Source organism: Pseudomonas sp. NFX71, from assembly GCF_048079215.1.
Classification (GTDB): domain Bacteria; phylum Pseudomonadota; class Gammaproteobacteria; order Pseudomonadales; family Pseudomonadaceae; genus Aquipseudomonas; species Aquipseudomonas fluorescens_B.
Window position 1 is genome coordinate 2,876,797 of record NZ_CP182230.1, and the last position, 23,718, is coordinate 2,900,514.

Here is a 23,718-nt window from a genome sequence, read left to right on the forward strand (position 1 = left end):
GCGCAGCATTCGCAAATCGGCTGACGCGGTTTGACTGTTGAATCGCGGTGGCAGGTTTTGGAACTGCTGCGCAGTCCAGCGGGAGCAGGCTCCCTCGCCACATGGGAAACTCGTTGGCGCCTGTGGCCGTTTGCCGCACTTTTGCCTGTCAGCCCCCGTGCTTGGTTATACTCCGTGCGATCCGCCTGGAGCGCTCATCAGGAGAGCTCATGCTCGCCCCCGTTCAAATCACTTCCGCGACTCGTCAGAATCTCTGGCGGCTGACGTTCATCCGCACCTTGGTGCTGGCCGCCCAGGCCGGTTCCGTGGGCCTGGCCTACTGGCTCGACTTGCTGCCGCTGCCCTGGTTTCAACTGGCCGCGACCCTCGGTTGTTCGATGTTGCTGTGCGCGTTCACGGCGATCCGCTTGCGCACTTCATGGCCCGTCACCGAACTCGAATACGCCGTGCAACTGGCCTGCGACCTGTTTATCCACAGTGCCTTGCTGTATTTCTCCGGGGGCTCGACCAACCCTTTCGTCTCTTATTACCTGGTGCCGCTGACGATCGCCGCCGTGACGCTGCCATGGCGTTATTCGGTGATCCTGTCGGGCATTGCGCTGACGATGTACACCTTGCTGCTGGCGGGTTTCTATCCGTTGCAAACCTTCCCGATTGCCCGGGAAAACCTGCAGGTCTACGGGATGTGGCTGAGTTTCGCCCTGGCCGCCGCGGTGATCACCTTCTTTGCCGCGCGCATGGCCGAAGAGCTGCGCCGCCAGGAAGAACTGCGCGCCATCCGTCGCGAAGAAGGCCTGCGTGATCAGCAATTACTGGCCGTCGCGACCGAGGCCGCCGGTGCCGCCCATGAACTGGGCACGCCGCTGGCGACCATGAGCGTGCTGCTCAAGGAAATGCGCCAGGACCATCATGACCCGATGTTGCAGGACGACCTGAGCGTACTGCAGGATCAGGTCAAGCTCTGCAAGGAAACCTTGCAACAGCTTGTTCGGGCGGCGGAGGCCAATCGCCGTTTGGCGGTGGAAATGCAGGACGTCACCGACTGGCTCGACGAAGCGCTGAACCGCTGGCACCTGATGCGCCCGGAAGCCAGCTACCGCTTCCAGCGTCTGGGCCAGGGCACCGTGCCGCGCATGGCGCCGCCGCCTGACCTGACCCAGGCGCTGCTGAATCTGCTCAACAACGCCGCCGACGCTTGCCCCGAAGGGCTGCAAGTGACGCTGGACTGGAATGCCGAGGATTTGACCATCAGCATTCGCGACCACGGCGCCGGTGTGCCGCTGGCCATTGCCGAACAGATCGGCAAACCGTTTTTTACCACCAAGGGCAAAGGTTTCGGCCTGGGCCTGTTTTTGAGCAAGGCCAGCGTGACACGCGCCGGCGGCTCAGTGAAACTCTACAGTCATGAGGAAGGCGGCACGCTCACCGAGCTGCGCCTGCCCCGTGTCGCCCGAGGAGACGAACATGAGTGACGAGATCCAAGTCGAAGGCGAAGAGCTGCCGCATTTGCTGCTGGTAGATGACGACGCCACGTTCACCCGCGTGATGGCGCGAGCCATGGCCCGCCGCGGTTTTCGCGTCAGCACTGCCGGTTCCGCCGAAGAAGGCCTGACCATCGCCCAGGCCGACATCCCGGACTACGCCGCGCTGGACCTGAAAATGGACGGCGATTCGGGCCTGGTGTTGTTGCCCAAACTGCTCGAACTCGACCCGGACATGCGCGTGGTGATCCTCACCGGTTACTCGAGCATTGCCACCGCCGTCGAGGCGATCAAGCGCGGTGCGTGCAACTACCTGTGCAAACCGGCAGATGCCGATGACGTCCTCGCCGCGTTGCTCTCCGAGCACGCCGACCTCGACACCCTGGTACCGGAAAACCCGATGTCGGTGGATCGCCTGCAGTGGGAACACATCCAGCGTGTGTTGACCGAACACGAAGGCAATATCTCCGCCACTGCCCGCGCCCTGGGCATGCACCGCCGCACGCTGCAGCGCAAACTGCAGAAACGTCCCGTTCGTCGCTGAACCTGCGCTGAACGAATGCCGGCCACGCCTCGCGACAGACCGAACCGATCCTCTATGATCGGTTCGTGCGTGTTCTTTTCTTTATCGAGCCTTTTCCATGAATCAGAACGCTGAATATTCCGCGGTCAACGATGCTGTGCGCGGGCAGTTTTTTCGCAAAGTCTGGGCGATGATCACGCCTTACTGGCGCAGTGAAGAGAAGGGCAAGGCCTGGACGCTGCTGATCGCGGTGATTGCGTTATCTCTGGTCAGCGTGGGCATCTCGGTGTGGTTCAACACCTGGTACAAGGATTTTTACAACGCGCTGCAGCAAAAGGACGAGGCCGCGTTCTGGCGGCTGATTCTATATTTCTGCGGGATTGCCGCGGTGGCGATTATCGGCGCTGTGTACCGGCTCTACCTGACCCAGATGCTGACCATTCGCTGGCGTGCCTGGCTCACGGAAAAGCATTTTGCCCGCTGGCTCGGCAACAAGAACTACTACCAGCTGGAGCAGGGCGGTTACACCGATAACCCGGACCAGCGGATTTCCGAAGACCTCAACAACTTCACCTCGAACACCCTGGAACTGGGCATCGGTCTGCTGCGCAACATTGTGAGCCTGGTGTCGTTCTCGATCATCCTTTGGGGCGTTTCGGGCAGCATTGAGGTGTTCGGTTTCACCATTCCCGGCTATATGTTCTGGTGCGTGCTGGTCTATGCCGTGATCGGCAGCTGGCTGACCCATTTGATCGGCCGTCGCTTGATCGGCCTCAACAACCGACAACAACGCTTCGAAGCCGACCTGCGTTTCTCCATGGTCCGCGTCCGTGAAAATGCCGAAAGCATCGCCTTGTACAACGGCGAGCCCAATGAAAACCGTCGCCTGAGCAACCGCTTCGGGCTGGTCTGGCACAACTTCTGGGACATCATGAAGGTGTCCAAGCGTCTGACGTTCTTCACCGCAGGTTACCAACAGGCCGCCATCATCTTTCCGTTCATGGTCGCCGCGCCACGTTACTTCGCCGGCAAGATCGAGCTCGGAGAGCTGATGCAGATCAGTTCGGCGTTCGGCAATGTGCAGGAGAGTTTCAGCTGGTTTATCAGTGCGTATCAGAACCTCGCGTCGTGGCGCGCCACCTGCGATCGTTTGCTGAGTTTCCGCCAGGCCATGACCGACAATGAAGAGCGTGCGCCAGCCATCGACGTGCAGAATCAGGGTGATGCATTGAAGGTGCATGACCTGGGCCTCGACCTTGCTGATGGTCGTCATCTGCTGACCAACGCCGACATGACCGTGGAGGAGGGCGAGCGCGTGATGCTCAGCGGCCGCTCAGGCAGTGGCAAGTCCACACTGTTGCGGGCGATGGGTCATCTGTGGCCTGCGGGCCATGGCAGCATTCGTCTGCCGGCGGCGCGCTATCTGTTCCTGCCGCAAAAGCCTTACCTGCCAATTGGCACGCTGCGCGAGGCGTTGAGTTATCCACAGCCTGGCGAGACCTATCCGCACGAGCGTTACGTTCATGTGTTGGAAACCTGCCGTTTGCCACACCTGGTTTCGCGCCTGGATGAAGCGAATCACTGGCAACGCATGCTTTCCCCGGGTGAACAGCAACGCCTGGCCTTTGCCCGCGCGCTGCTTTATGCACCGCAATGGCTGTACATGGACGAAGCGACCTCGGCGATGGACGAAGAGGATGAGGCGTCGCTGTATCAGGCACTGATCGATGAGATTCCGGGGCTGAGCATTGTCAGCGTCGGGCATCGCAGCAGCCTGAAGCGCTTCCATCCGCGGCATGTGCGCATTGAAAATGGCCATCTGGTGGACCAGACCGTGACCGCATGAACACCACAAGACTCTGTGTGGGCTTTTGTGGTGAGGGGATGAATCCCCTCGCCACAATTCGCGTCCACAGGGAGTGGTGGTGATCGTACAACCGCCTTGAGCTATGATGCGGTTTCAGCCGATTTTTTCGAGACAGACGTTCACCATGGAAAACCCGATCGATGCACCACGCCTTCCACGCAAGCGCCGCAGCCTCGCACAGGAATTGGTGACGGTGCTGTCCGAGCAGATTCGAGACGGTCACCTCAAGCGCGGCGACAAGTTGCCCACCGAGTCGGCGATCATGGATGCCCATGGCGTCAGCCGCACGGTGGTGCGCGAGGCGATTTCCCGTCTGCAGGCGGCCGGGCAAGTGGAAACCCGCCATGGCATCGGCACCTTTGTACTCGACACGCCGAGCCCGAGCGGTTTCCGTATCGATCCGGCGACCGTGGTGACGCTGCGTGATGTGCTGGCGATTCTGGAACTGCGCATCAGTCTCGAGGTGGAGTCCGCCGGTCTCGCCGCACAACGCCGCAGCCCTGAACAGTTGGCGTTGATGCGCGCCGCGCTGGACGCCTTGAACGAAAGCGCGGCACACGCCAGCGATGCCGTGGCCTCGGACTTTCAGTTCCACCTGCAAATCGCGCTGTCGACCGGCAACCGCTATTTCACCGACATCATGACCCACCTGGGCACCAGCATCATTCCGCGCACTCGACTCAACTCGGCACGCCTGGCCCATGATGACCAGCAACACTACATGAGCCGTCTGAGCCGTGAGCACGAAGAGATTTACGATGCGATTGCGCGCCAGGATTCCGATGCGGCGCGGGCAGCGATGCGCTTGCATTTGACCAACAGCCGCGAGCGGTTGCGTCATGCGCATGAAGAGGCTGAGGCGCAGCGGGGGTAGTTGCCAGGCTGGGCAGTTCTATTGTTCTCTGGATTGCCATCGCCGGCGTGCCGGCGATGGGGCCATTGGCCTCAGACGGTTTTCAGAATCGAGCGATCCACTCTCACGGTCAACCTGGCAGCCGCAGACTTAACATCGAACGTCACACTTTCGTTTTTATCCACGACTCCTTTCGCAATCGGCTTGCCATCAGCCAACAACTCCAGCGGCGCACCCTTGAGCGATTGGCCCGAGACCAGCTCCAGTTTCAATTTGATCGTCATGATTGATCTCCTTATCAGGCCACGTTGCCAGTCGGCTTGTAGTCCTTGAGCAGCAGGTAAGTGCTCCAGCCCCACCAGTCATCCACCGTGGCGGTATCGTTCAGGTTGTTGACGTCCTTGCGTCGCAGCACCTTGTTACCCTCGACCTTGAATAACGGCGAGAAATTACCCACGGGGTTCAGTACCGCTTGCAGGTCAGGCAGTTTTTTCAATGCCGCGAAACTGCTGGGTGACGGTGCGATACCGCTGAGGTACGCCGCGAATATCTCATCCGCAGACACTTGAACCGCTTGATTGACCTGGAGGCGGTTGGCGCTGTCGATGGCATCGAAGTAGCGTTTGTCGCCATACGCATGCCATTGAGCGCCATCGCCATTACGCACGTTGAGGCCGAACTTGCTGTCTTCGTCGTGCATGAAGCGGGTGATCAACGAGCCCAGATCACTCGGCGTGACCACTGCCGCCAACTGTTTGCGTGGCACGCGCAGATGGCCGGCGGAAAACAGGTCGGTCAGGTAGTGATCGGCGAAAGCGTTCAGCGCATAGGCCAGTTCCAGCGACTGGTCGTCAGCTGTGTTGTGGGCGATCACCGCTTGTTGCAACGCGGCCGTGTGCCCGGCGATGTAGGCCAGCAGTGCCCATTCGGCGAAGTGATCGGCATTGTTGGCGGCCAGTTTCAGGTAGCGCCCCAGTGGGTACAGGGCGGAAACGAAGCTGCCGCCGCCGGTGATTTTGTTCCACTCTTCCGACAACGTATCACCCAAGGCGTCATACGCCTCGTGGGGCTGCTTGCCATCCTTGATCGCCTGTTTGACTGCGGCGATTTCCTTCTGCATGACGCCGAGAATCAGCTTCGCCTCGGCATTGGACGCGGGCAGGACCGCCAGGGAATTGAAAGCCTCGGTAAAACGCTGGAGCCGGTCGGCAGCGGTTGCGCCTTCGCTGACCGGTTTATCCGCAATTCCATAGAAATCACCCCCCAGGGCAACGATCTGCCCATAGGTCAGTGCCAAGCCGTTCGGCAAGTGCAACTCGACCTGCGACGCCACTACAGCAGGGGCATCCTTGACGAAACGTAGCAGCGTGTTATCACCGATGGCCGTGTGTTCACCCCCCTCGAACCTCAGCTGTGGCTTGCCTTTCAAGGCGTTGACGGATGCAGAGGTGGACGGTTGATGGGTGTCGGAGCCAGGGGCGTCGAGGTGCAGGAGCAGGTGGTCATTACCCGTAATGGCGATGCCGTTCTCGTTGAACAGATCCTCCAGACTTGCGATGACCGGCTTCGGTTGTTCCTGGGTTTGTGTGTGTAGACCTGACATTTCTATCTCCTTGATATGTCGTCGGTATGCTTGAAGTTAACTGTATGTATATACAGTTATTCAGAGCATAGAGGAGAACTTTCCTACGTCAAGAAAATACTTTTCCGACGCATAAATTTTGGATGCGGCGATGAAATGCAGTTGACGGTTGTTTTTTAAGTTGTACGATGACCTACAACTTCGGCGCAGGCTGAACGATTTCCTCACACACAAACGTGCTACCCAGGGTGTTCGAATAATGAATCCACAAGAACTGAAGTCCATCCTCTCTTCCGGTCTGCTGTCTTTCCCGGTTACCGATTTCAATGCTCAGGGCGATTTCCATCGCGCTGGCTACATCAAGCGTCTCGAATGGCTGGCCCCATACGGCGCCTCGGCTCTGTTCGCCGCAGGCGGCACCGGTGAGTTCTTCTCTCTGGCGGCCAGCGAATATTCGGAAATCATCAAGACCGCCGTCGACACCTGCGAAACCAGCGTGCCGATTCTGGCCGGTGTGGGTGGTTCGACCCGCCAGGCGATCGAGTACGCACAGGAAGCCGAGCGTCTGGGCGCCAAAGGCCTGTTGCTGCTGCCGCACTACCTGACCGAAGCCAGCCAGGACGGTGTTGCCGCTCACGTTGAAGCCGTGTGCAAATCGGTGAAGATCGGGGTGGTGGTTTACAACCGCAACGTCTGCCGCCTGACCGCGCCGCTGCTGGAACGCTTGGCCGAGCGCTGCCCGAACCTGATCGGCTACAAAGATGGCCTGGGCGATATCGAGTTGATGGTGTCGATCCGTCGTCGCCTCGGCGATCGCTTCAGCTACCTGGGTGGTTTGCCGACCGCCGAAGTCTACGCAGCGGCCTATAAGGCACTGGGCGTGCCGGTTTACTCCTCGGCGGTGTTCAACTTCATCCCGAAAACCGCGATGGATTTCTACCACGCTATCGCTCGCGAAGATCACGCCACCGTCGGCAAGATCATCGACGACTTCTTCCTGCCGTACCTGGACATCCGTAACCGCAAAGCCGGTTACGCGGTGAGTATCGTCAAGGCCGGGGCAAAAATTGCCGGCTATGACGCAGGTCCTGTGCGTGCGCCGCTGACCGACCTGACCGGCGAAGAGTACGAAATGCTCGCCGCGTTGATCGACAAGCAAGGTGCGCAGTAACACACCCGATTAAACAAGGCCGCTGAGTGATCAGCGGCCTTTTGCGTGAGGAGATTCCCCAGTGGCAGATGCAAAGCGTTTTGATAACTACATCAACGGTGAATGGGTTGCCGGCAGTGATTACTGCGCCAACATCAACCCGTCCGAACTGACCGATACCATCGGCAACTACGCCAAGGCCGATCTGGCCCAGGTCCACGCCGCCATCGACGCCGCCCGCGCTGCGTTTCCGGCCTGGTCGACGTCGGGCATTCAGGCTCGCCACGACTCCCTGGACAAGGTCGGTACTGAAATCCTCGCTCGCCGCGAAGAGCTCGGCACTTTGCTCGCCCGTGAAGAAGGTAAAACCCTGCCTGAAGCCATCGGCGAAGTGACCCGCGCCGGTAACATCTTCAAGTTTTTCGCCGGGGAAACACTCCGACTGTCCGGCGACTACTTGCCGTCGGTACGTCCGGGCGTCAACGTCGAAGTGACGCGCGAAGCCTTGGGCGTGGTTGGCCTGATCACCCCGTGGAACTTCCCGATCGCCATCCCGGCGTGGAAAATCGCCCCGGCCCTGGCCTACGGCAACTGCGTGGTACTGAAACCCGCCGACCTGGTCCCGGGTTGCGCCTGGGCGCTGGCTGAAATCATCTCTCGCGCAGGCTTCCCGGCCGGCGTGTTCAACCTGGTGATGGGCAGCGGTCGTGTGGTGGGCGATGCGTTGGTGCAGAGCCGGAAAGTCGACGGCATCAGCTTTACCGGTTCCGTCGGTGTCGGTCGTCAGATCGCCGTCAGCTGCGTGTCGCGCCAGGCCAAGGTTCAGCTGGAAATGGGCGGCAAGAACCCGCAGATCATTCTCGATGACGCCGACCTCAAGCAAGCGGTCGAGCTGTCGGTTCAGAGCGCGTTCTACTCCACCGGCCAGCGTTGCACCGCTTCCAGCCGCTTCATCGTTACCGCCGGCATCCACGACAAATTCGTCGAAGCCATGGCCGAGCGCATGAAGTCGATCAAGGTCGGTCACGCGCTGAAAACCGGCACCGACATCGGTCCGGTGGTTTCCCAGGCTCAGCTTGAACAGGACATGAAGTACATCGACATCGGCCAGTCCGAAGGTGCGCGTCTGGTCAGTGGCGGTGGTCTGGTGACTTGCGATACAGAAGGCTACTACCTCGCGCCAACCCTGTTTGCCGACAGCGAAGCGGCGATGCGCATCAGCCGTGAAGAGATCTTTGGCCCGGTGGCCAACGTGGTTCGCGTTGCGGATTACGAAGCGGCACTGGCCATGGCCAACGACACCGAATTCGGTCTGTCGGCGGGCATCGCCACCACGTCGCTGAAGTACGCCAACCACTTCAAGCGCCACTCCCAGGCCGGGATGGTGATGGTCAACCTGCCGACTGCCGGTGTGGATTACCACGTTCCGTTCGGTGGGCGTAAAGGTTCATCCTATGGCTCCCGCGAGCAGGGTCGCTATGCGCAAGAGTTCTACACCGTCGTGAAAACCTCCTACATCGGTTCCTGATTCACGCAATACCTGTGGGAGCTGGCCTGCCAGCGATGGCAGCACCTCGGTGTGAAGGACATACCAAGGTGCCCGCATCGCTGGCAGGCCAGCTCCCACAAAAATCAATCGTTATGACCCGCATAAAAATAATCAGTGGGAGTACATCTACATGCAATCGACTCAGAAGCCGACTCACGTCCGCTATTTGATCCTGCTCATGCTGTTTCTGGTGACCACGATCAACTACGCCGACCGGGCGACCATCGCTATCGCCGGCTCCAGCCTGCAAAAAGACCTCGGCATCGACGCGGTCACTCTCGGTTATATCTTCTCTGCATTCGGTTGGGCCTACGTGGCCGGGCAAATTCCCGGTGGCTGGCTGCTGGACCGTTTTGGTTCGAAAAAAATCTATGCGCTGAGCATTTTCACCTGGTCGCTGTTCACCGTGCTGCAGGGCTATGTCGGCGAGTTCGGCATGTCCACGGCGGTGGTTGCGCTGTTCATGCTGCGCTTCCTGGTGGGCCTGGCCGAAGCGCCATCCTTCCCCGGCAACGCCCGCATCGTCGCGGCCTGGTTTCCTACGGCTGAACGCGGCACCGCTTCGGCGATCTTCAACTCGGCGCAATACTTCGCCACCGTGTTGTTCGCGCCGCTGATGGGCTGGATCGTCTACAGCTTCGGCTGGCAGCACGTGTTCATCGTGATGGGCGTGATTGGCATCATCTTCTCGGGCATCTGGCTCAAGGTTATCCACAGCCCACGCCAGCACCCGATGATCAACGACGCGGAGTTCCAGCACATCGCCGATAACGGCGGCATGGTCGATATGGACCAGGACAAAGGCAAAGGCAAAGGCAAAAAAGGCGACGGTCCGAAGTGGGACTACATCCGCCAGTTGCTGACCAACCGCATGATGCTTGGCGTGTACCTCGGCCAATACTGCATCAACGGCATCACCTACTTCTTCCTGACCTGGTTCCCGGTATACCTGGTGCAAGAACGCGGCATGACCATCCTCAAGGCCGGTTTCATTGCCTCGTTGCCGGCGATCTGTGGCTTCATCGGTGGTGTGCTCGGCGGGGTGATTTCCGATTACCTGCTGCGCAAGGGCCATTCCCTGACCTTCGCCCGCAAGGCGCCGATCATTGCCGGTTTGCTGGTTTCCAGCAGCATCGTGGCCTGCAACTATGTCGATGTTGAATGGATGGTCGTCGGCTTCATGGCCCTGGCATTCTTCGGCAAAGGCGTGGGTGCGCTGGGCTGGGCGGTGGTGTCCGATACTTCGCCGAAACAAATCGCCGGTCTCAGCGGTGGCTTGTTCAACACCTTCGGTAACATCGCTTCAATCACCACTCCCATCGTGATTGGCTACATCATCAGCTCCACCGGTTCGTTCAAATGGGCGCTGGTGTTTGTCGGTTGCAACGCACTGGTTGCAGTGTTCAGCTACCTGGTGATCGTTGGTCCGATCAAGCGTGTGGTGCTCAAAGAGCCACCGGTCAGCGGTCCTGAAACCAACAACAAATTGTCTCAAGCGCATTCCTGAGGAGCGGCGTCATGAAGTTGATTGAACACTCCGACTCGCCGCGCTACATCCGCCTGCACGAGCGGGACAACGTAGTGATTGTGGTCAATGACCAGGGCGTGCCCGCCGGCACCGAATTTCCCGATGGCCTGGTGACGGTGGACTTCGTGCCGCAGAGTCATAAAGTCACCCTCGAGGATATTCCCGAGGGCGGTCAGGTGATTCGCTACGGCCAGACCATTGGCTACGCGTTGCAGCCGATTCCTCGTGGCAGTTGGGTCAAGGAAGATCAACTGCGCATGCCCACCGCGCCGCCGCTGGACAGTTTGCCGCTGTCCACCGAAGTGCCGGCCGCGCAGGCACCGCTGGAAGGTTTTACGTTCGAGGGTTATCGCAATGCCGACGGCACCGTCGGCACGCGCAACATTCTGGGGATTACCACCACGGTTCAGTGCGTCACCGGCGTGCTCGATCACGCGGTCAAGCGCATCAAGGATGAATTGCTGCCCAAGTACCCGAACGTCGATGACGTGGTGGCGCTGACCCACAGCTACGGCTGTGGCGTGGCGATCACCGCCACCGACGCGTACATCCCGATTCGCACCGTGCGCAATCTGGCGCGCAACCCGAACCTGGGCGGCGAAGCCTTGGTCATCAGCCTGGGCTGCGAGAAATTGCAGGCCGGGCAGGTGATGCACGAGAACGACAGTTCGGTCGATCTCAGCGAGCCGTGGTTGTACCGCTTGCAGGATTCGAGTCACGGTTTCACCGAGATGATCGAGCAGATCATGGCGCTGGCCGAGACCCGTCTGAAGAAGCTCGATCAGCGTCGCCGGGAAACCGTGCCGGCGTCCGAGCTGATCCTCGGCATGCAGTGCGGCGGTAGCGATGCGTTCTCCGGGATTACCGCGAACCCGGCGCTGGGGTTTGCCTCGGACCTGTTGCTGCGTGCGGGCGCGACGGTGATGTTTTCCGAAGTCACCGAAGTGCGCGATGCGATTTACCTGCTGACTTCCCGCGCCGAAACCGAGGAGGTCGCTCAGGAGCTGGTACGGGAAATGGACTGGTACGACCGATACCTGGCCAAGGGCGAAGCGGACCGCAGCGCCAATACCACGCCGGGTAACAAGAAGGGCGGGTTGTCGAACATTGTCGAGAAGTCCCTCGGGTCGATCGTCAAATCCGGCAGCAGCGCGATCAACGGGGTGCTTGGCCCTGGCGAACGCTTCAAGCGCAAAGGCCTGATTTTCTGTGCGACCCCGGCCAGTGATTTTGTCTGCGGGACGTTGCAACTGGCGGCGGGGATGAACCTGCATGTGTTCACCACCGGGCGCGGTACGCCGTATGGTCTGGCGATGGCGCCGGTGGTGAAGGTGTCGACCCGGACTGAACTGGCGCAGCGCTGGCCGGACCTGATCGACATCGATGCCGGGCGGATTGCAACCGGGCGGGCTTCGATTGAAGACCTTGGCTGGGAGTTGTTTCACTACTACCTGGACGTGGCCAGCGGGAAGAAGCAGACGTGGGCGGAGCAGCATAAGCTGCATAACGACATCACGTTGTTCAACCCGGCGCCGATCACCTGATACCGCGTTATCGTTCATCGCCAGCAGGCTGGCTCCCACAGTGATCTTCGGTGTTCACACAGTTTGTGCAACAAAGAAGATCTCCTGTGGGAGCGAGACCGGCTTGCCGGCGATGGCGATCTACCAGACGCCAACGTCCTCGGTGGCTTATCATTAGCCAACTAACGACACCCTCAAGGTTCTCCCCGGCATGCTGGCAATTTTCCTCGAAACCCTGAACATCACCGCGCCGGTGTTTGCCATGCTGTTTCTGGGGGTGCTGCTCAAGCGCATCGACTGGATCAACGACAATTTCATCCACACCGCGTCGGCTCTGGTGTTTAACGTCACCATGCCGGCGTTGCTGTTCCTGGGCATCCTGCATGCGGACCTGCACGCTGCACTGCAACCGGCGCTGCTGATCTATTTCTCGATTGCGACGCTGGTGTGTTTCGCCATCGCCTGGGGCTGGGCGATCTGGAAGTGTCCGCGTGAGGACCGGGGGATTTACACCCAGGGTGCGTTTCGCGGCAACAACGGCGTCATTGGCCTCGCGCTGGCAGCGAGCATGTACGGCGATTACGGGATTTCCCTCGGGGCGATTCTCGCGGCGTTGGTGATCCTGTTTTACAACACGCTCTCGACCATTGTGCTGGCGGTCTACAGCCCGGTGATCAAGTCCGATCCGTGGAGCATTTGCAAAAGCGTGATGATCAACCCGTTGATCATCAGTGTTTTTGCGGCAGCGCCGTTTGCGTATTTCAAGATCGGTTTGCCGGGTTGGCTGGAGACGTCCGGCCAGTACCTGGCGCAAACCACGTTGCCATTGGCGTTGATCTGCATCGGCGGCACGCTGTCGCTGGCGGCCATGCGCAAGAGTGGCAATATGGCGCTGAGTTCAAGCCTGGTGAAGATGATCGGCCTGCCGGTGCTGGCGACGCTGGGGGCGTGGTTGTGGGGCTTTCGCGGGGCGGAGTTGGGGATTCTGTTTCTGTACTTCGGCAGCCCGACCGCTGCGGCCAGTTTTGTCATGGCCCGTCAGGCCAACGGTAATCATGAACTCGCGGCAGCGATCATTGTGATCACCACGCTGATGGCGGCGGTGACCACCAACGTCGGGATCTTCCTGCTGCAGTGGGGCGGGTGGATTTAGCCCTGAGATTTTGGGTTGTTCTTTCGGGCCTCATCGCCGGCAAGCCGGTCTCGCTCCCACAGTGATCTTGGGTGTTCACACAATTTGTGCAACAAAGGAGATCCCCTGTGGGAGCGAGCCTGCTCGCGATGACGGTAGATCTTTCACCGCAACCTTCGAATATTCATTCCGGCTTCTGGTAGCTATCAATCACTTCCTGCGCCGCCCGAAACGCATCGATCGCCGCCGGCACGCCCGCATACACCGCGCAATGCAGCAACGCCTCACGGATCTCTTCCACGGTGCAGCCGTTGTTCAGCGCGCCACGCACGTGACCTTTCAACTCTTGCGGGCATTTCAGCGCGGTCAACGCGGCAAGAGTGATCAGGCTGCGGGTTTTCAGCGGCAGGCCTTCGCGATTCCACACACTGCCCCAGGCGTGTTCATTGACGAAATCCTGCAACGGCTGGGTGAACTCGGTGGCATTGCCCAGCGCGCGGTCGACGAAAGCGTCGCCCATCACTTGGCGGCGGACTTCAACGCCGGGCTTTTTATGGTCGGTCATGGCAATTCTCTCTTGTGGTGTTGGCGACGCCAGGCGCGCAGCGACGTGAACAATAGAAACGCCACCAGCGCCGGCAGGACGAAAAACAGCATCAGGTGTTCAAGCCTGCCGGCCAGCGGCATGCCGGTGGTGAACGACACCACGTGCAGACCGTACGCCAGGTACAAGCCCAGAAACAGCAGACCTTCGGCGCGGGTCACCCGGTAGCCGGAATAGAACACCGGCAAGCACAGCACCGCGACGCCGAGCATCACCGGCAAGTCGAAATCCAGCGCGTTGGGCGAGACCGACAGCGGCGACGGCGCAATCAGTGCGGTAACGCCGAGTACGCCCAACAGGTTGAACAGGTTGCTGCCGACCACGTTGCCGACGGCGATGTCGCGCTGACCACGCAACGCCGCGATCAATGAGGTCGCCAGTTCCGGCAACGAAGTGCTGACGGCGACGATGGTCAGGCCGATGATCCTTTCCGACAGCCCCAGATCCGTAGCGACCGACACCGCGGCGCCCAACAGCAAGTGCCCGGCGTACACCAGCATCGCAAGACCGGCGACGATCATCAGCAGGCTGCTCAACCAAGGCACCTGCGGGGCGTCATGCGTTGTCGATTGCGGACGGACCGAGTGCCGCGACTGTCGCAGCAACAAGCCCAGATACAGTGCCAGCGCCGTCAGCAGCAGCATGCCATCGACGCGGGTCAGTTCTTCATTCCACGCCAGAACGAACACCAGCAGGCTGGCCCCGATCATCAACGGAATATCCAGGCGCACCAGTTGCCGCGAGACCCGCAGCGGGATGATCAGCGCCGAGAGCCCGAGGGTGACGAGTATGTTGAAGATACCGCTGCCGATAACACTGCCGACGGCAATGTCGGCGTTCTGCGCGAGGGTGGCTTGCAGGCTGACCGCCATCTGCGGCGCGCTGCTGCCCAGGGCGACGATGGTCAGGCCAATGATCAGCGGTCGCACATGCAGTCGCGCGGCCAGGCGCACCGCGGCGCGCACCATCAGCTCGGCGCCGGCGATCAGCAGTATCAGGCCGCTGAGCAGTTCAATCATGCTGAGCAGGGGGATGTCGGCAAGTCCGAAAATGGTCGGGGCTCCGTCAGTCAGTCGAGGGCTTGCACGCGAACCCGCGCGGTGCCGCTTTTGAGCATGCCCAGTTGCTCGGCGGCTTCATGAGACAAGTCGATCAGGCGCCCGCGAGTGTGTGGCCCGCGGTCATTGATACGCACCACGCAGGACTTGTCGTTTTTCAGATTGGTGACCTTCACCCGCGTACCAAAGGGTAGTTGGCGATGGGCGGCGGTCAGGAAATTCTTGTCGAAACGTTCACCACTGGCGGTGCGTTTGCCCTGGTGTCTGGCGCCGTAGTAGGACGCCACGCCTGTCTGGTCGTAACCGTGTGGGTCGACGACGTCGGTGCTGGCGCAACCGGCGAGCAGAGAGAGCAGGGCGCAAAGGCTGAACAGACGCTTCATTCAAGGTTTCCCGAAAACAAATGTGGGAGCCAGATTTGACGGCTGGCTCCATTCTCATCAGCCTTCGAGCTTGCTTTTCAGCAGTTCGTTGACCTGTTGCGGGTTGGCCTTGCCTTTGGAGGCTTTCATGGCCTGGCCGACGAAGAAGCCGAACATCTTGCCGCGTTTGGCTTCGTCTGCCGCGCGGTATTGCTCGACCTGCTCGGCGTTGGCCGCGAGCATTTCGTCCAGCACCGCCGAGATCGCGCCAGTGTCGGTCACCTGCTTGAGGCCGCGCTTGTCGATGATCTCGTCGGCGCTGCCTTCGCCGTTGGCCATCGCTTCAAACACCACTTTGGCGATCTTGCCGGAGATGGTGTTGTCCTTGATGCGCAGCAGCATGCCGCCCAGTTGCTCGGCCGAAACCGGCGACTGATCGATGTCCAGGCCCTGTTTGTTCAACAGGCTGCCCAGTTCAACCATGACCCAGTTGGCCGCCAGTTTGGCGTCGCCGCCGATGCTCGCGACTTTCTCGAAGTAGTCGGCTTGCTCGCGGCTGGTGGCCAGGACGCTGGCGTCGTAGACCGACAGACCGAACTGCTCCTGGAAGCGCTCGCGTTTCTGCGGTGGCAGTTCCGGCAATGTCGCACGCACTTCATTGAGGAACGAGTCCTCGATGACCACCGGCAACAGGTCCGGATCGGGGAAGTAACGGTAGTCGTTGGCTTCCTCTTTGCTGCGCATCGGACGGGTTTCGTCCTTGTTCGGATCGTACAGGCGAGTCTGCTGGATCACCTTGCCGCCGTCTTCGATCAGCTCGATCTGACGCTGTACTTCGGTGTTGATCGCCTTCTCGATGAAGCGGAACGAGTTGACGTTCTTGATCTCGCAGCGGGTGCCGAACTCAACCTGGCCTTTCGGACGGATCGACACGTTGCAGTCGCAACGCAGCGAGCCTTCGGCCATGTTGCCGTCGCAGATGCCCAGGTAACGCACCAGCGCGTGGATCGCCTTGACGTAGGCCACGGCTTCCTTGGCGCTGCGCATGTCCGGTTCGGAGACGATCTCCAGCAGCGGCGTGCCGGCGCGGTTCAGGTCGATGCCGGTCGCGCCGCTGAATTCTTCGTGCAGGCTTTTACCGGCGTCTTCTTCCAGGTGCGCGCGGGTGATGCCGACGCGTTTGACGGTGCCGTCTTCCAGGGCGATGTCCAGGTGGCCCTTGCCGACAATCGGCAATTCCATCTGGCTGATCTGGTAGCCCTTCGGCAGGTCCGGGTAGAAATAGTTTTTACGGGCGAACACGTTGTGCTGGCCGATCTCGGCATCGATCGCCAGACCGAACATCACCGCCATGCGCACCGCTTCCTGGTTCAGCACCGGCAGTACGCCGGGCATGCCGAGGTCAACCAGGCTGGCCTGGGTGTTCGGCTCGGAACCGAAGGTGGTGGAACTACCGGAAAAGATTTTCGACCGGGTGGTGAGCTGGGTATGAATCTCCAGCCCGATCACGACTTCCCATTGCATGTGTTTCTCCTCAGAAGCCGGTTGGGGTGCGGGTGTGCCAGTCAGTGTTCAACTGATACTGGTGGGCAACGTTCAACAGGCGGCCTTCCTGGAAATACGGGGCGAGCAGTTGCACGCCGACCGGCAGACCGTCGACAAAACCTGCAGGCATGGACAGGCCCGGCAGACCGGCGAGGTTGGCGGTGATGGTGTAGACGTCTTCCAGGTACGCAGCGACCGGGTCGCTGTTCTTGGCGCCGAGCTTCCAGGCCGGGTTCGGCGTGGTCGGGCCGAGGATGATGTCGACCTCATTGAAGGCGGCCATGAAGTCGTTCTTGATCAAGCGACGAATCTTCTGTGCCTTCAGGTAGTAGGCGTCGTAGTAACCGGCGGACAGCGCGTAGGCACCGACCATGATCCGGCGCTGTACTTCCGCGCCGAAACCTTCGCCACGGGAACGCTTGTACAGGTCTTCCAGGTTTTTCGGGTCTTCGCAGCGATGGCCGAAACGCACGCCGTCGAAACGCGACAGGTTGGAAGACGCTTCAGCCGGGGCGATCACGTAGTACGCAGGAATCGCGTGCTGCATGTTCGGCAGGCTGATTTCCTTGATCACGGCGCCGAGCTTCTTCAGCTCTTCGACACTGGCCATGACCAGGTCGGCAATACGCGGGTCCAGGCCGGCGCTGAAGTATTCCTTCGGCACGCCGATGCGCAGGCCTTGCAGCGAACCGTTGAGGCTGGCGCTGTAGTCAGGCACGGGTTCGTCGATGCTGGTGGAATCCTGCGGATCGAAACCGGCCATGCCTTGCAGCAGGATTGCGCAGTCTTCGGCCGTGCGGGCCAGCGGGCCGCCCTGATCGAGGCTGGAGGCGTAGGCGATCATGCCCCAGCGCGAAACGCGACCGTACGTCGGTTTCAGGCCGGTGAGGTTGGTCAGTGCAGCAGGCTGACGGATCGAGCCGCCGGTATCGGTGCCGGTAGCCGCCGGCAACAGGCGCGCCGCGACCGCTGCAGCGGAACCGCCGGACGAACCGCCCGGAACGTATTCCAGGTTCCACGGGTTTTTCACCGGGCCGTAGTAGCTCGACTCGTTGGCCGACCCCATGGCGAATTCGTCCATGTTGGTCTTGCCCAGGGTCACTGCGCCGGCAGCGGCCAGCTTGGCAACGACCGTGGCGTCGTACGGGGCCTTGAAATTGTCGAGCATCTTCGAACCGCAGCTGGTGCGGATGCCCTGGGTGCAGAACAGGTCTTTATGGGCAATCGGCGCGCCGAGCAGGGCGCCGCTCTCACCATTGGCCCGGCGTGCGTCAGCGGCTTTCGCCTGCTGGAGTGCCAGGTCTTCGGTGAGGCTGATGAAACTGTTGAGCTGAGGGTCGAGCTGGGCGATACGCGCCAGCAGGGTTTTGGTCAGCTCTTCGGAAGAAAACTTTTTATCGGCGAGTCCGCGGGCGATCTCGGCCAGAGTCAATTGATGCATTGCAGGCTCTTTCCCTTTAGTCGATGACTTTCGGAACCAGGTACAGGCCGTTTTCGACCGCTGGTGCGATGGACTGATAGGCCTCGCGATGATTGGTCTCGGTCACGACGTCTGCACGCAGGCGCTGGCTGGCTTCCAGTGGGTGGGCCAGTGGCTCGATACCGTCGGTATTGACCGCCTGCATTTCGTCGACCAGCCCCAGAATGCTGTTCAGGGCCGAAGTAATATGTGGAAGATCGGCATCATCGAGGCCAAGGCAGGCCAGATGAGCGATTTTTTCCACGTCGGAGCGTTCAAGCGCCATTGCGATTCTCCAGTGGAAAACAGAACGGACGGCGTCCGTGTGTTAGATTGTCGGAACACTACCGCATTTCTACGGTCATAAGGCCGCGATTGTGGGGGTTGGTGCACAGAAAAGCGGCCAATTTAACATATTGGCGCCTTGCCCAAAATCCCTGTCGTTGTTAGAGTTTGCCGCACTTTTTTACCCACGCGTTGCCTAGGGTCCCTTTCCCATGTTCAAGAAACTGCGTGGCATGTTTTCCAGCGATCTTTCCATTGACCTGGGCACTGCCAACACCCTTATTTACGTGCGCGAGCGCGGCATCGTCCTGAATGAGCCATCGGTTGTGGCTATTCGGACACACGGTAACCAGAAAAGTGTCGTTGCTGTCGGCACCGAGGCCAAGCGCATGCTCGGCCGTACGCCGGGCAACATCGCGGCCATTCGTCCGATGAAGGACGGCGTCATTGCCGATTTCAGCGTCTGCGAAAAGATGCTGCAGTACTTTATCAACAAGGTTCACGAAAACAGCTTCCTGCAGCCTAGCCCTCGTGTGCTGATCTGCGTTCCATGCAAATCCACTCAGGTTGAGCGTCGAGCCATCCGTGAATCGGCCCTTGGTGCCGGCGCGCGTGAAGTGTTCCTGATCGAAGAGCCAATGGCGGCTGCGATCGGTGCCGGCCTGCCGGTTGAAGAAGCCCGCGGCTCGATGGTCGTCGATATCGGTGGTGGTACCACTGAAATCGCACTGATCTCCCTGAACGGTGTGGTTTATGCCGAATCCGTACGGGTTGGCGGCGACCGCTTCGACGAAGCGATCATCACCTACGTGCGTCGCAACTACGGCAGCCTGATCGGCGAATCCACCGCCGAGCGCATCAAACAGGAAATCGGTACGGCCTACCCGGGCGGCGAAGTTCGTGAAGTCGACGTTCGTGGCCGTAACCTGGCCGAAGGCGTTCCACGTGCATTCACCCTGAACTCCAATGAAGTGCTGGAAGCTCTGCAAGAGTCGCTGGCCACCATCGTTCAGGCCGTGAAAAGTGCGCTGGAGCAATCGCCTCCGGAGCTGGCTTCCGACATCGCCGAGCGTGGCCTGGTACTGACCGGTGGTGGCGCCTTGCTGCGTGACCTCGACAAGTTGCTGGCCCAGGAAACCGGTCTGCCGGTGATTGTTGCCGAAGACCCGCTGACCTGCGTTGCTCGCGGCGGTGGCCGTGCATTGGAAATGATGGATAAACACACCATGGACCTGCTGTCGAGCGAGTGATCTCGCCCGATGCATCTATGCTGTTGAGCGCGCAGGCGGCACTTTGCAGTGCTGCCTGTTTGCGTTTACCTTCTGTCAGTCTGTATCCAGACCGGTCTGCCGTATGAATAAACAAAACATTTGCCTGGGAGGAGCGGCTTATTAAACCGCTTTTCACCAAAGGGCCTTCACTGGGCGTGCGCTTGTTGGTGCTGGTCGTGCTATCGGTCGCGCTGATGGTGGTCGATGCCCGCTTCACACTGCTCAAGCCAGTGCGTAGCCAGATGTCGCTGGTGCTGATGCAGTCTTACTGGATCACCGACCTGCCGCAGCGGCTATGGCAAGGTGTGGCCAGCCAGTTTGGCAGCCGTACCGAACTGGTCGCCGAAAACGAAAAACTCAAAACCGAAAACCTGCTGCTGCAGGGTCGCATGCAAAAGCTTGCCGCCCTCACCGAGCAGAACGTTCGGCTGCGCGAGCTGCTCAATTCCTCCGCGCTGGTCAACGAGAAGGTCGAAGTGGCCGAGTTGATCGGTATGGACCCCAATCCATTCACCCATCGCATCATCATCAATAAAGGTGAGCGCGACGGTGTGGTCCTCGGTCAGCCGGTGCTTGATGCCCGCGGCCTGATGGGCCAGGTGGTCGAGTTGATGCCATACACCTCCCGTGTGCTGCTGCTGACCGACACCACCCACAGCATTCCGGTGCAGGTGAACCGGAACGGTCTGCGGGCGATTGCCAGCGGCACCGGCAACCCTGAGCGCCTGGAGTTGCGTCACGTTGCCGACACGGCGGATATCAAGGAAGGCGATCTGCTGGTCAGCTCCGGCCTTGGCCAGCGGTTCCCGGCGGGTTACCCGGTGGCGACGGTCAGGGAAGTGATTCACGATTCCGGCCAGCCGTTCGCCATTGTCCGCGCCGTGCCGACGGCTGCGCTGAACCGCAGCCGTTACTTGCTGCTGGTGTTCAGCGACACCCGGACGCCGGAAGAGCGCGCAAACGATGCTGCTCAGGCCCAGGAAAGCCTGGATGCGCAGGGCGGCGGGCCAATCATTCCCGCGACCGTGCCCAAGCCTGTCGGCGTGATTGCCCCGGCTGCCACTGCAGTCCCGGCCGTTCCCGCCGCAGCACCTGCGACGGCTACCCCGACCAAACCTGCTGCCGCTACCCCGGCCAAACCCGCCGCCGCACATCCCGCCGCCGCCAAGCCGCCCGTGACGACGCCGGCTGCCAAGCCACCGGCGACGCAACCCGCTGTCGTGAAGCCTGCTGCCAAACCGCCTGTCTCCGCGCCGGCCACCCCTGGGGGAAGAGAATAATGGTCGGTGCTACCGCCTCCCGAAACGGCTGGATGGTCTGGCTGACATTCGCCATTGGCATGCTGCTCAGCGTTTCGCCGCTGCCGCAATTCATGGAAATCCTCCGTCCGCTCTGGCTCGCCTTGCTGCTGGCGTTCTGGGCGTTGGCCCTGCCGCAGAAAGTCGGCATGGTCACCGCATGGTGCCTGGGCCTGGCCGAAGATGTGCTCTACGGCACGTTGCTGGGCCAGAACGCGTTGATCCTAACCCTTATCACTTTCCTGGTGCTGTCGCTGCAACAGCGGCTGCGGATGTTTCCGATGTGGCAACAGAGCCTGGTGATCCTGGTGATCTTCGGGCTCGCGCAGCTCGTTCAGCTATGGCTCAGCGCCCTGACCGGCAACCGTCAGCCAACGCTGGCACTGGTCTTGCCGGCATTGGTCAGCGCATTGCTCTGGCCGTGGATCAGCTTCGGTTTGCGCGGTCTGCGTCGACGTTACAAAATCAACTAATTCGGTTCAGGCATTTGCCCACACCTCGACAAGGGAGATGTCTTGATGAAACGGTTGTACCTCGCCTCAGGCTCGCCGCGTCGGCGTGAACTGCTCACGCAGATCGGCGTGCCGTTCTCCGCCATCAGCGCGGACATCGACGAAACCCCTTTGAATCATGAATCGCCGTCGGCCTATGTCGAGCGCCTCGCGCGCGGCAAGGCTGAAGCCGGGCGCGGCGCAATCGTGTCCGACGCCGCATCCTGCGTACTGGGCGCCGACACCGCCGTGGTGCTGAACGGGAAAATTCTCGGCAAACCGGTGGACGAAGCCGATGCGTGCGCCATGCTTATGATGTTGGCAGGGCAAGAGCACGAAGTGCTGACCGCCATTGCCGTGCTTGACGGTGAGCGTTGCGAGTCGCGGGTTGTGCGCAGCCTGGTACGTTTTCGCCCCATCGGCCGCGATGAAGCGGCGGCCTACTGGGCCAGCGGCGAACCTCGGGACAAGGCCGGTGGCTATGGCATACAAGGACTGGGCGCGGTGTTTGTCGCCGGGCTCAATGGCAGCTACTCGGCGGTGGTCGGACTGCCGCTGTGCGAAACCGCTGAGCTGCTCGGCCATTTCGGCATACCCTGTTGGCAAACCCTTAACGCGCGCTGAGCGTCGTACTGACAAGATGCGGCCATTATCGTGAACATGCCTGAACGAGACCCTGCCATGAGTGAAGAGATCCTGATCAACATCACGCCGATGGAATCGCGCGTGGCGGTGGTTGAAAACGGTGTCCTGCAAGAGGTCCACGTCGAGCGCACGCAAAAACGCGGGATCGTCGGCAACATTTATAAAGGCAAAGTCGTGCGGGTATTGCCGGGGATGCAGGCGGCTTTCGTCGACATCGGCCTGGATCGCGCCGCGTTCATTCATGCTTCGGAAATTTCCCTGCGCGAAGGCCCTGCGGTCGAGAGCATCAGCGCGCTGGTTCACGAAGGCCAGAGCCTGGTGGTGCAAGTCACCAAGGACCCGATCGGTTCCAAAGGCGCACGCCTGACCACGCAACTGTCGATTCCTTCGCGCTATCTGGTGTACATGCCGCGCACCGCGCATGTCGGTATTTCCCTGAAGATCGAAGATGAAGCCGAGCGCGAACGCCTCAAGCAAGTGGTCACCGATTGCGTGGCCAAAGAAGGCATCAAGGAGGCCGGCGGCTTCATCCTGCGGACTGCCGCCGAAGGCGCGGGCGCCGATGAAATTCTCATGGACATCCGCTACCTGCGCAGGCTCTGGGATCAGATCAACGAGCAGATCAAAACCATCAGCGCGCCGAGTGTGATCTACGAAGACCTCGGCCTGGCGCTGCGGACCTTGCGCGATCTGGTGAGCCCGAAGATCGAGAAGATCCGCATCGACTCCCGGGAAACGTTCCAGAAAACCACGCAGTTTGTCGCGGAACTGATGCCGGAAATTGCTGATCGTCTGGAGCATTACCCGGGTGAACGGCCGATTTTCGACCTGTACGGCGTCGAAGACGAAATCCAGAAAGCCCTCGAACGCAAAGTCCCGCTGAAGTCTGGCGGTTACCTGGTGGTGGACCCGGCGGAAGCCATGAGCACCATCGACGTCAATACCGGGGCGTTCGTCGGTCATCGCAATCTCGAAGAAACCATCTTCAAGACCAACCTCGAAGCCGCGACCGCCATCGCTCGCCAGCTGCGCCTGCGCAACCTGGGCGGGATCATCATCATCGACTTCATCGACATGGAAGACGAAGAGCACCAGCGTCAGGTGCTGCGCACGCTTGAGAAACAACTGGAACGCGATCACGCCAAGACCAACATCATCGGCATCACCGAGTTGGGCCTGGTGCAGATGACCCGCAAGCGCACCCGCGAAAGTCTCGAGCAGGTGTTGTGCGAACCCTGCAGCAGCTGCCAGGGGCGCGGCAAGCTCAAGACGCCGGAAACCGTTTGCTACGAAATCTTCCGCGAAATTCTCCGCGAGGCGCGCGCCTATCAGGCGGAGGGCTATCGTGTATTGGCGAACCAGAAAGTCGTCGATCGCCTGCTGGATGAAGAGTCGGGCAACGTCGCCGAGCTCGAAGGTTTTATCGGGCGCACCATTCGGTTCCAGGTGGAAACCATGTATTCCCAGGAACAATACGACGTGGTGCTGCTCTGAATCGCTGTGTTTCATCCC

22 protein-coding genes are annotated in these 23,718 nt (G+C 60.5%); 14 read left to right on the forward strand and 8 right to left on the reverse strand.

From position 1 onward, the window contains the following. Positions 1-209 precede the first annotated feature (209 nt). From ACM1ZW_RS13150 to ACM1ZW_RS13165, 4 genes are all read left to right on the forward strand, one after another. Positions 210-1,472: an ATP-binding protein gene (locus tag ACM1ZW_RS13150; protein WP_017336510.1), complete on the forward strand. Its 1,263-nt coding sequence runs from the start codon at positions 210-212 to the stop codon at positions 1,470-1,472. Then, the gene (locus tag ACM1ZW_RS13155; RefSeq protein ID WP_017336511.1) at positions 1,465-2,025 is read left to right on the forward strand and encodes a response regulator transcription factor; all 561 of its coding nucleotides are present in this window, start codon (positions 1,465-1,467) and stop codon (positions 2,023-2,025) included. Before ACM1ZW_RS13150 ends, ACM1ZW_RS13155 begins: the two co-directional genes overlap by 8 nt. A 97-nt stretch (positions 2,026-2,122) precedes the next feature. Beyond that, entirely contained in the window at positions 2,123-3,850 is a 1,728-nt protein-coding gene (locus ACM1ZW_RS13160; RefSeq protein ID WP_017336512.1) for an ABC transporter ATP-binding protein/permease, read from the forward strand. A 145-nt stretch (positions 3,851-3,995) separates the two neighbouring features. Further along, positions 3,996-4,745, forward strand: coding sequence for a FadR/GntR family transcriptional regulator (locus ACM1ZW_RS13165; RefSeq protein ID WP_031318393.1), 750 nt, complete (start codon positions 3,996-3,998; stop codon positions 4,743-4,745). Between the two features lie 71 nt (positions 4,746-4,816). Here the strand turns inward: ACM1ZW_RS13165 and ACM1ZW_RS13170 are convergent, their stop codons facing one another. Beyond that, complete coding sequence (locus ACM1ZW_RS13170; protein WP_017336513.1) at positions 4,817-5,008, reverse strand: hypothetical protein; 192 nt, start codon at positions 5,006-5,008, stop codon at positions 4,817-4,819. Positions 5,009-5,022: 14 nt separating this feature from the next. Continuing rightward, positions 5,023-6,327, reverse strand: coding sequence for a phospholipase (locus ACM1ZW_RS13175; RefSeq protein WP_416740673.1), 1,305 nt, complete (start codon positions 6,325-6,327; stop codon positions 5,023-5,025). A 238-nt stretch (positions 6,328-6,565) separates the two neighbouring features. Between ACM1ZW_RS13175 and kdgD the strand changes: the two genes are divergently transcribed. From kdgD to ACM1ZW_RS13200, 5 genes are all read left to right on the forward strand, one after another. Next, positions 6,566-7,477 (forward strand): 5-dehydro-4-deoxyglucarate dehydratase, encoded by a 912-nt coding sequence (gene kdgD / locus ACM1ZW_RS13180; protein ID WP_017336515.1) that lies wholly within the window; start codon positions 6,566-6,568, stop codon positions 7,475-7,477. Positions 7,478-7,538: 61 nt separating this feature from the next. After that, positions 7,539-8,984: an aldehyde dehydrogenase family protein gene (locus ACM1ZW_RS13185; RefSeq protein WP_416740674.1), complete on the forward strand. Its 1,446-nt coding sequence runs from the start codon at positions 7,539-7,541 to the stop codon at positions 8,982-8,984. A gap of 151 nt (positions 8,985-9,135) precedes the next feature. Then, on the forward strand, positions 9,136-10,512 hold the full coding sequence (locus ACM1ZW_RS13190; protein ID WP_416740675.1) for an MFS transporter: 1,377 nt from the start codon (positions 9,136-9,138) through the stop codon (positions 10,510-10,512). Between the two features lie 11 nt (positions 10,513-10,523). Continuing rightward, positions 10,524-12,077, forward strand: coding sequence for a galactarate dehydratase (gene garD / locus ACM1ZW_RS13195; RefSeq protein WP_416740676.1), 1,554 nt, complete (start codon positions 10,524-10,526; stop codon positions 12,075-12,077). 190 nt (positions 12,078-12,267) lie between these two features. Next, positions 12,268-13,209 (forward strand): AEC family transporter, encoded by a 942-nt coding sequence (locus ACM1ZW_RS13200; RefSeq protein WP_414879357.1) that lies wholly within the window; start codon positions 12,268-12,270, stop codon positions 13,207-13,209. Positions 13,210-13,372: 163 nt separating this feature from the next. On the opposite strand, the gene ACM1ZW_RS13205 is transcribed toward ACM1ZW_RS13200, so the two are convergent. From ACM1ZW_RS13205 to gatC, 6 genes are read right to left on the reverse strand one after another with little or no spacing between them, the layout of a single operon-like run. Beyond that, on the reverse strand, positions 13,373-13,753 hold the full coding sequence (locus tag ACM1ZW_RS13205) for a carboxymuconolactone decarboxylase family protein (RefSeq protein ID WP_017336520.1): 381 nt from the start codon (positions 13,751-13,753) through the stop codon (positions 13,373-13,375). Beyond that, complete coding sequence (locus ACM1ZW_RS13210; RefSeq protein ID WP_416740677.1) at positions 13,750-14,811, reverse strand: calcium/sodium antiporter; 1,062 nt, start codon at positions 14,809-14,811, stop codon at positions 13,750-13,752. Before ACM1ZW_RS13210 ends, ACM1ZW_RS13205 begins: the two co-directional genes overlap by 4 nt. Positions 14,812-14,861: 50 nt before the next feature. Further along, positions 14,862-15,233 (reverse strand): septal ring lytic transglycosylase RlpA family protein, encoded by a 372-nt coding sequence (locus ACM1ZW_RS13215; protein WP_416740678.1) that lies wholly within the window; start codon positions 15,231-15,233, stop codon positions 14,862-14,864. 57 nt (positions 15,234-15,290) lie between these two features. Beyond that, positions 15,291-16,736, reverse strand: a complete 1,446-nt coding sequence (gene gatB, locus ACM1ZW_RS13220) for an Asp-tRNA(Asn)/Glu-tRNA(Gln) amidotransferase subunit GatB (protein WP_017336523.1) — start codon at positions 16,734-16,736, stop codon at positions 15,291-15,293. Positions 16,737-16,746: 10 nt separating this feature from the next. Continuing rightward, positions 16,747-18,198, reverse strand: a complete 1,452-nt coding sequence (gatA, locus tag ACM1ZW_RS13225) for an Asp-tRNA(Asn)/Glu-tRNA(Gln) amidotransferase subunit GatA (protein ID WP_017336524.1) — start codon at positions 18,196-18,198, stop codon at positions 16,747-16,749. A 16-nt stretch (positions 18,199-18,214) separates the two neighbouring features. After that, positions 18,215-18,502 carry an Asp-tRNA(Asn)/Glu-tRNA(Gln) amidotransferase subunit GatC gene (gatC, locus tag ACM1ZW_RS13230; RefSeq protein WP_007941222.1) on the reverse strand — a complete coding sequence of 96 codons (288 nt, stop codon included), beginning with the start codon at positions 18,500-18,502 and terminating at the stop codon, positions 18,215-18,217. 211 nt (positions 18,503-18,713) lie between these two features. Between gatC and mreB the strand changes: the two genes are divergently transcribed. From mreB to rng, 5 genes are all read left to right on the forward strand, one after another. Then, on the forward strand, positions 18,714-19,751 hold the full coding sequence (mreB, locus tag ACM1ZW_RS13235; protein WP_002555108.1) for a rod shape-determining protein MreB: 1,038 nt from the start codon (positions 18,714-18,716) through the stop codon (positions 19,749-19,751). 176 nt (positions 19,752-19,927) lie between these two features. Next, positions 19,928-21,052, forward strand: coding sequence for a rod shape-determining protein MreC (mreC, locus tag ACM1ZW_RS13240; protein ID WP_416740679.1), 1,125 nt, complete (start codon positions 19,928-19,930; stop codon positions 21,050-21,052). Continuing rightward, positions 21,052-21,543 (forward strand): rod shape-determining protein MreD, encoded by a 492-nt coding sequence (gene mreD / locus ACM1ZW_RS13245; protein ID WP_017336526.1) that lies wholly within the window; start codon positions 21,052-21,054, stop codon positions 21,541-21,543. The genes mreC and mreD overlap by 1 nt, the downstream gene beginning before the upstream one ends. 45 nt (positions 21,544-21,588) lie before the next feature. Then, positions 21,589-22,185 carry a Maf family protein gene (locus ACM1ZW_RS13250; RefSeq protein ID WP_416740680.1) on the forward strand — a complete coding sequence of 199 codons (597 nt, stop codon included), beginning with the start codon at positions 21,589-21,591 and terminating at the stop codon, positions 22,183-22,185. Between the two features lie 57 nt (positions 22,186-22,242). Further along, positions 22,243-23,700 (forward strand): ribonuclease G, encoded by a 1,458-nt coding sequence (gene rng, locus ACM1ZW_RS13255; RefSeq protein WP_008008603.1) that lies wholly within the window; start codon positions 22,243-22,245, stop codon positions 23,698-23,700. Positions 23,701-23,718 lie beyond the last annotated feature (18 nt).

Excerpts from the sequence above, each read along its gene's own strand:
- ACM1ZW_RS13150 (WP_017336510.1), top strand. The coding sequence starts at position 210 with ATGCTCGCCCCCGTTCAAATCACTTCCGCGACTCGTCAGAATCTCTGG.
- ACM1ZW_RS13155 (WP_017336511.1), top strand. The coding sequence starts at position 1,465 with ATGAGTGACGAGATCCAAGTCGAAGGCGAAGAGCTGCCGCATTTGCTG.
- ACM1ZW_RS13160 (WP_017336512.1), top strand. The coding sequence starts at position 2,123 with ATGAATCAGAACGCTGAATATTCCGCGGTCAACGATGCTGTGCGCGGG.
- ACM1ZW_RS13165 (WP_031318393.1), top strand. The coding sequence starts at position 3,996 with ATGGAAAACCCGATCGATGCACCACGCCTTCCACGCAAGCGCCGCAGC.
- ACM1ZW_RS13170 (WP_017336513.1), bottom strand. The coding sequence starts at position 5,008 with ATGACGATCAAATTGAAACTGGAGCTGGTCTCGGGCCAATCGCTCAAG.
- ACM1ZW_RS13175 (WP_416740673.1), bottom strand. The coding sequence starts at position 6,327 with ATGTCAGGTCTACACACACAAACCCAGGAACAACCGAAGCCGGTCATC.
- kdgD (WP_017336515.1), top strand. The coding sequence starts at position 6,566 with ATGAATCCACAAGAACTGAAGTCCATCCTCTCTTCCGGTCTGCTGTCT.
- ACM1ZW_RS13190 (WP_416740675.1), top strand. The coding sequence starts at position 9,136 with ATGCAATCGACTCAGAAGCCGACTCACGTCCGCTATTTGATCCTGCTC.
- garD (WP_416740676.1), top strand. The coding sequence starts at position 10,524 with ATGAAGTTGATTGAACACTCCGACTCGCCGCGCTACATCCGCCTGCAC.
- ACM1ZW_RS13200 (WP_414879357.1), top strand. The coding sequence starts at position 12,268 with ATGCTGGCAATTTTCCTCGAAACCCTGAACATCACCGCGCCGGTGTTT.
- ACM1ZW_RS13205 (WP_017336520.1), bottom strand. The coding sequence starts at position 13,753 with ATGACCGACCATAAAAAGCCCGGCGTTGAAGTCCGCCGCCAAGTGATG.
- ACM1ZW_RS13210 (WP_416740677.1), bottom strand. The coding sequence starts at position 14,811 with ATGATTGAACTGCTCAGCGGCCTGATACTGCTGATCGCCGGCGCCGAG.
- ACM1ZW_RS13215 (WP_416740678.1), bottom strand. The coding sequence starts at position 15,233 with ATGAAGCGTCTGTTCAGCCTTTGCGCCCTGCTCTCTCTGCTCGCCGGT.
- gatB (WP_017336523.1), bottom strand. The coding sequence starts at position 16,736 with ATGCAATGGGAAGTCGTGATCGGGCTGGAGATTCATACCCAGCTCACC.
- gatA (WP_017336524.1), bottom strand. The coding sequence starts at position 18,198 with ATGCATCAATTGACTCTGGCCGAGATCGCCCGCGGACTCGCCGATAAA.
- gatC (WP_007941222.1), bottom strand. The coding sequence starts at position 18,502 with ATGGCGCTTGAACGCTCCGACGTGGAAAAAATCGCTCATCTGGCCTGC.
- mreB (WP_002555108.1), top strand. The coding sequence starts at position 18,714 with ATGTTCAAGAAACTGCGTGGCATGTTTTCCAGCGATCTTTCCATTGAC.
- mreD (WP_017336526.1), top strand. The coding sequence starts at position 21,052 with ATGGTCGGTGCTACCGCCTCCCGAAACGGCTGGATGGTCTGGCTGACA.
- ACM1ZW_RS13250 (WP_416740680.1), top strand. The coding sequence starts at position 21,589 with ATGAAACGGTTGTACCTCGCCTCAGGCTCGCCGCGTCGGCGTGAACTG.
- rng (WP_008008603.1), top strand. The coding sequence starts at position 22,243 with ATGAGTGAAGAGATCCTGATCAACATCACGCCGATGGAATCGCGCGTG.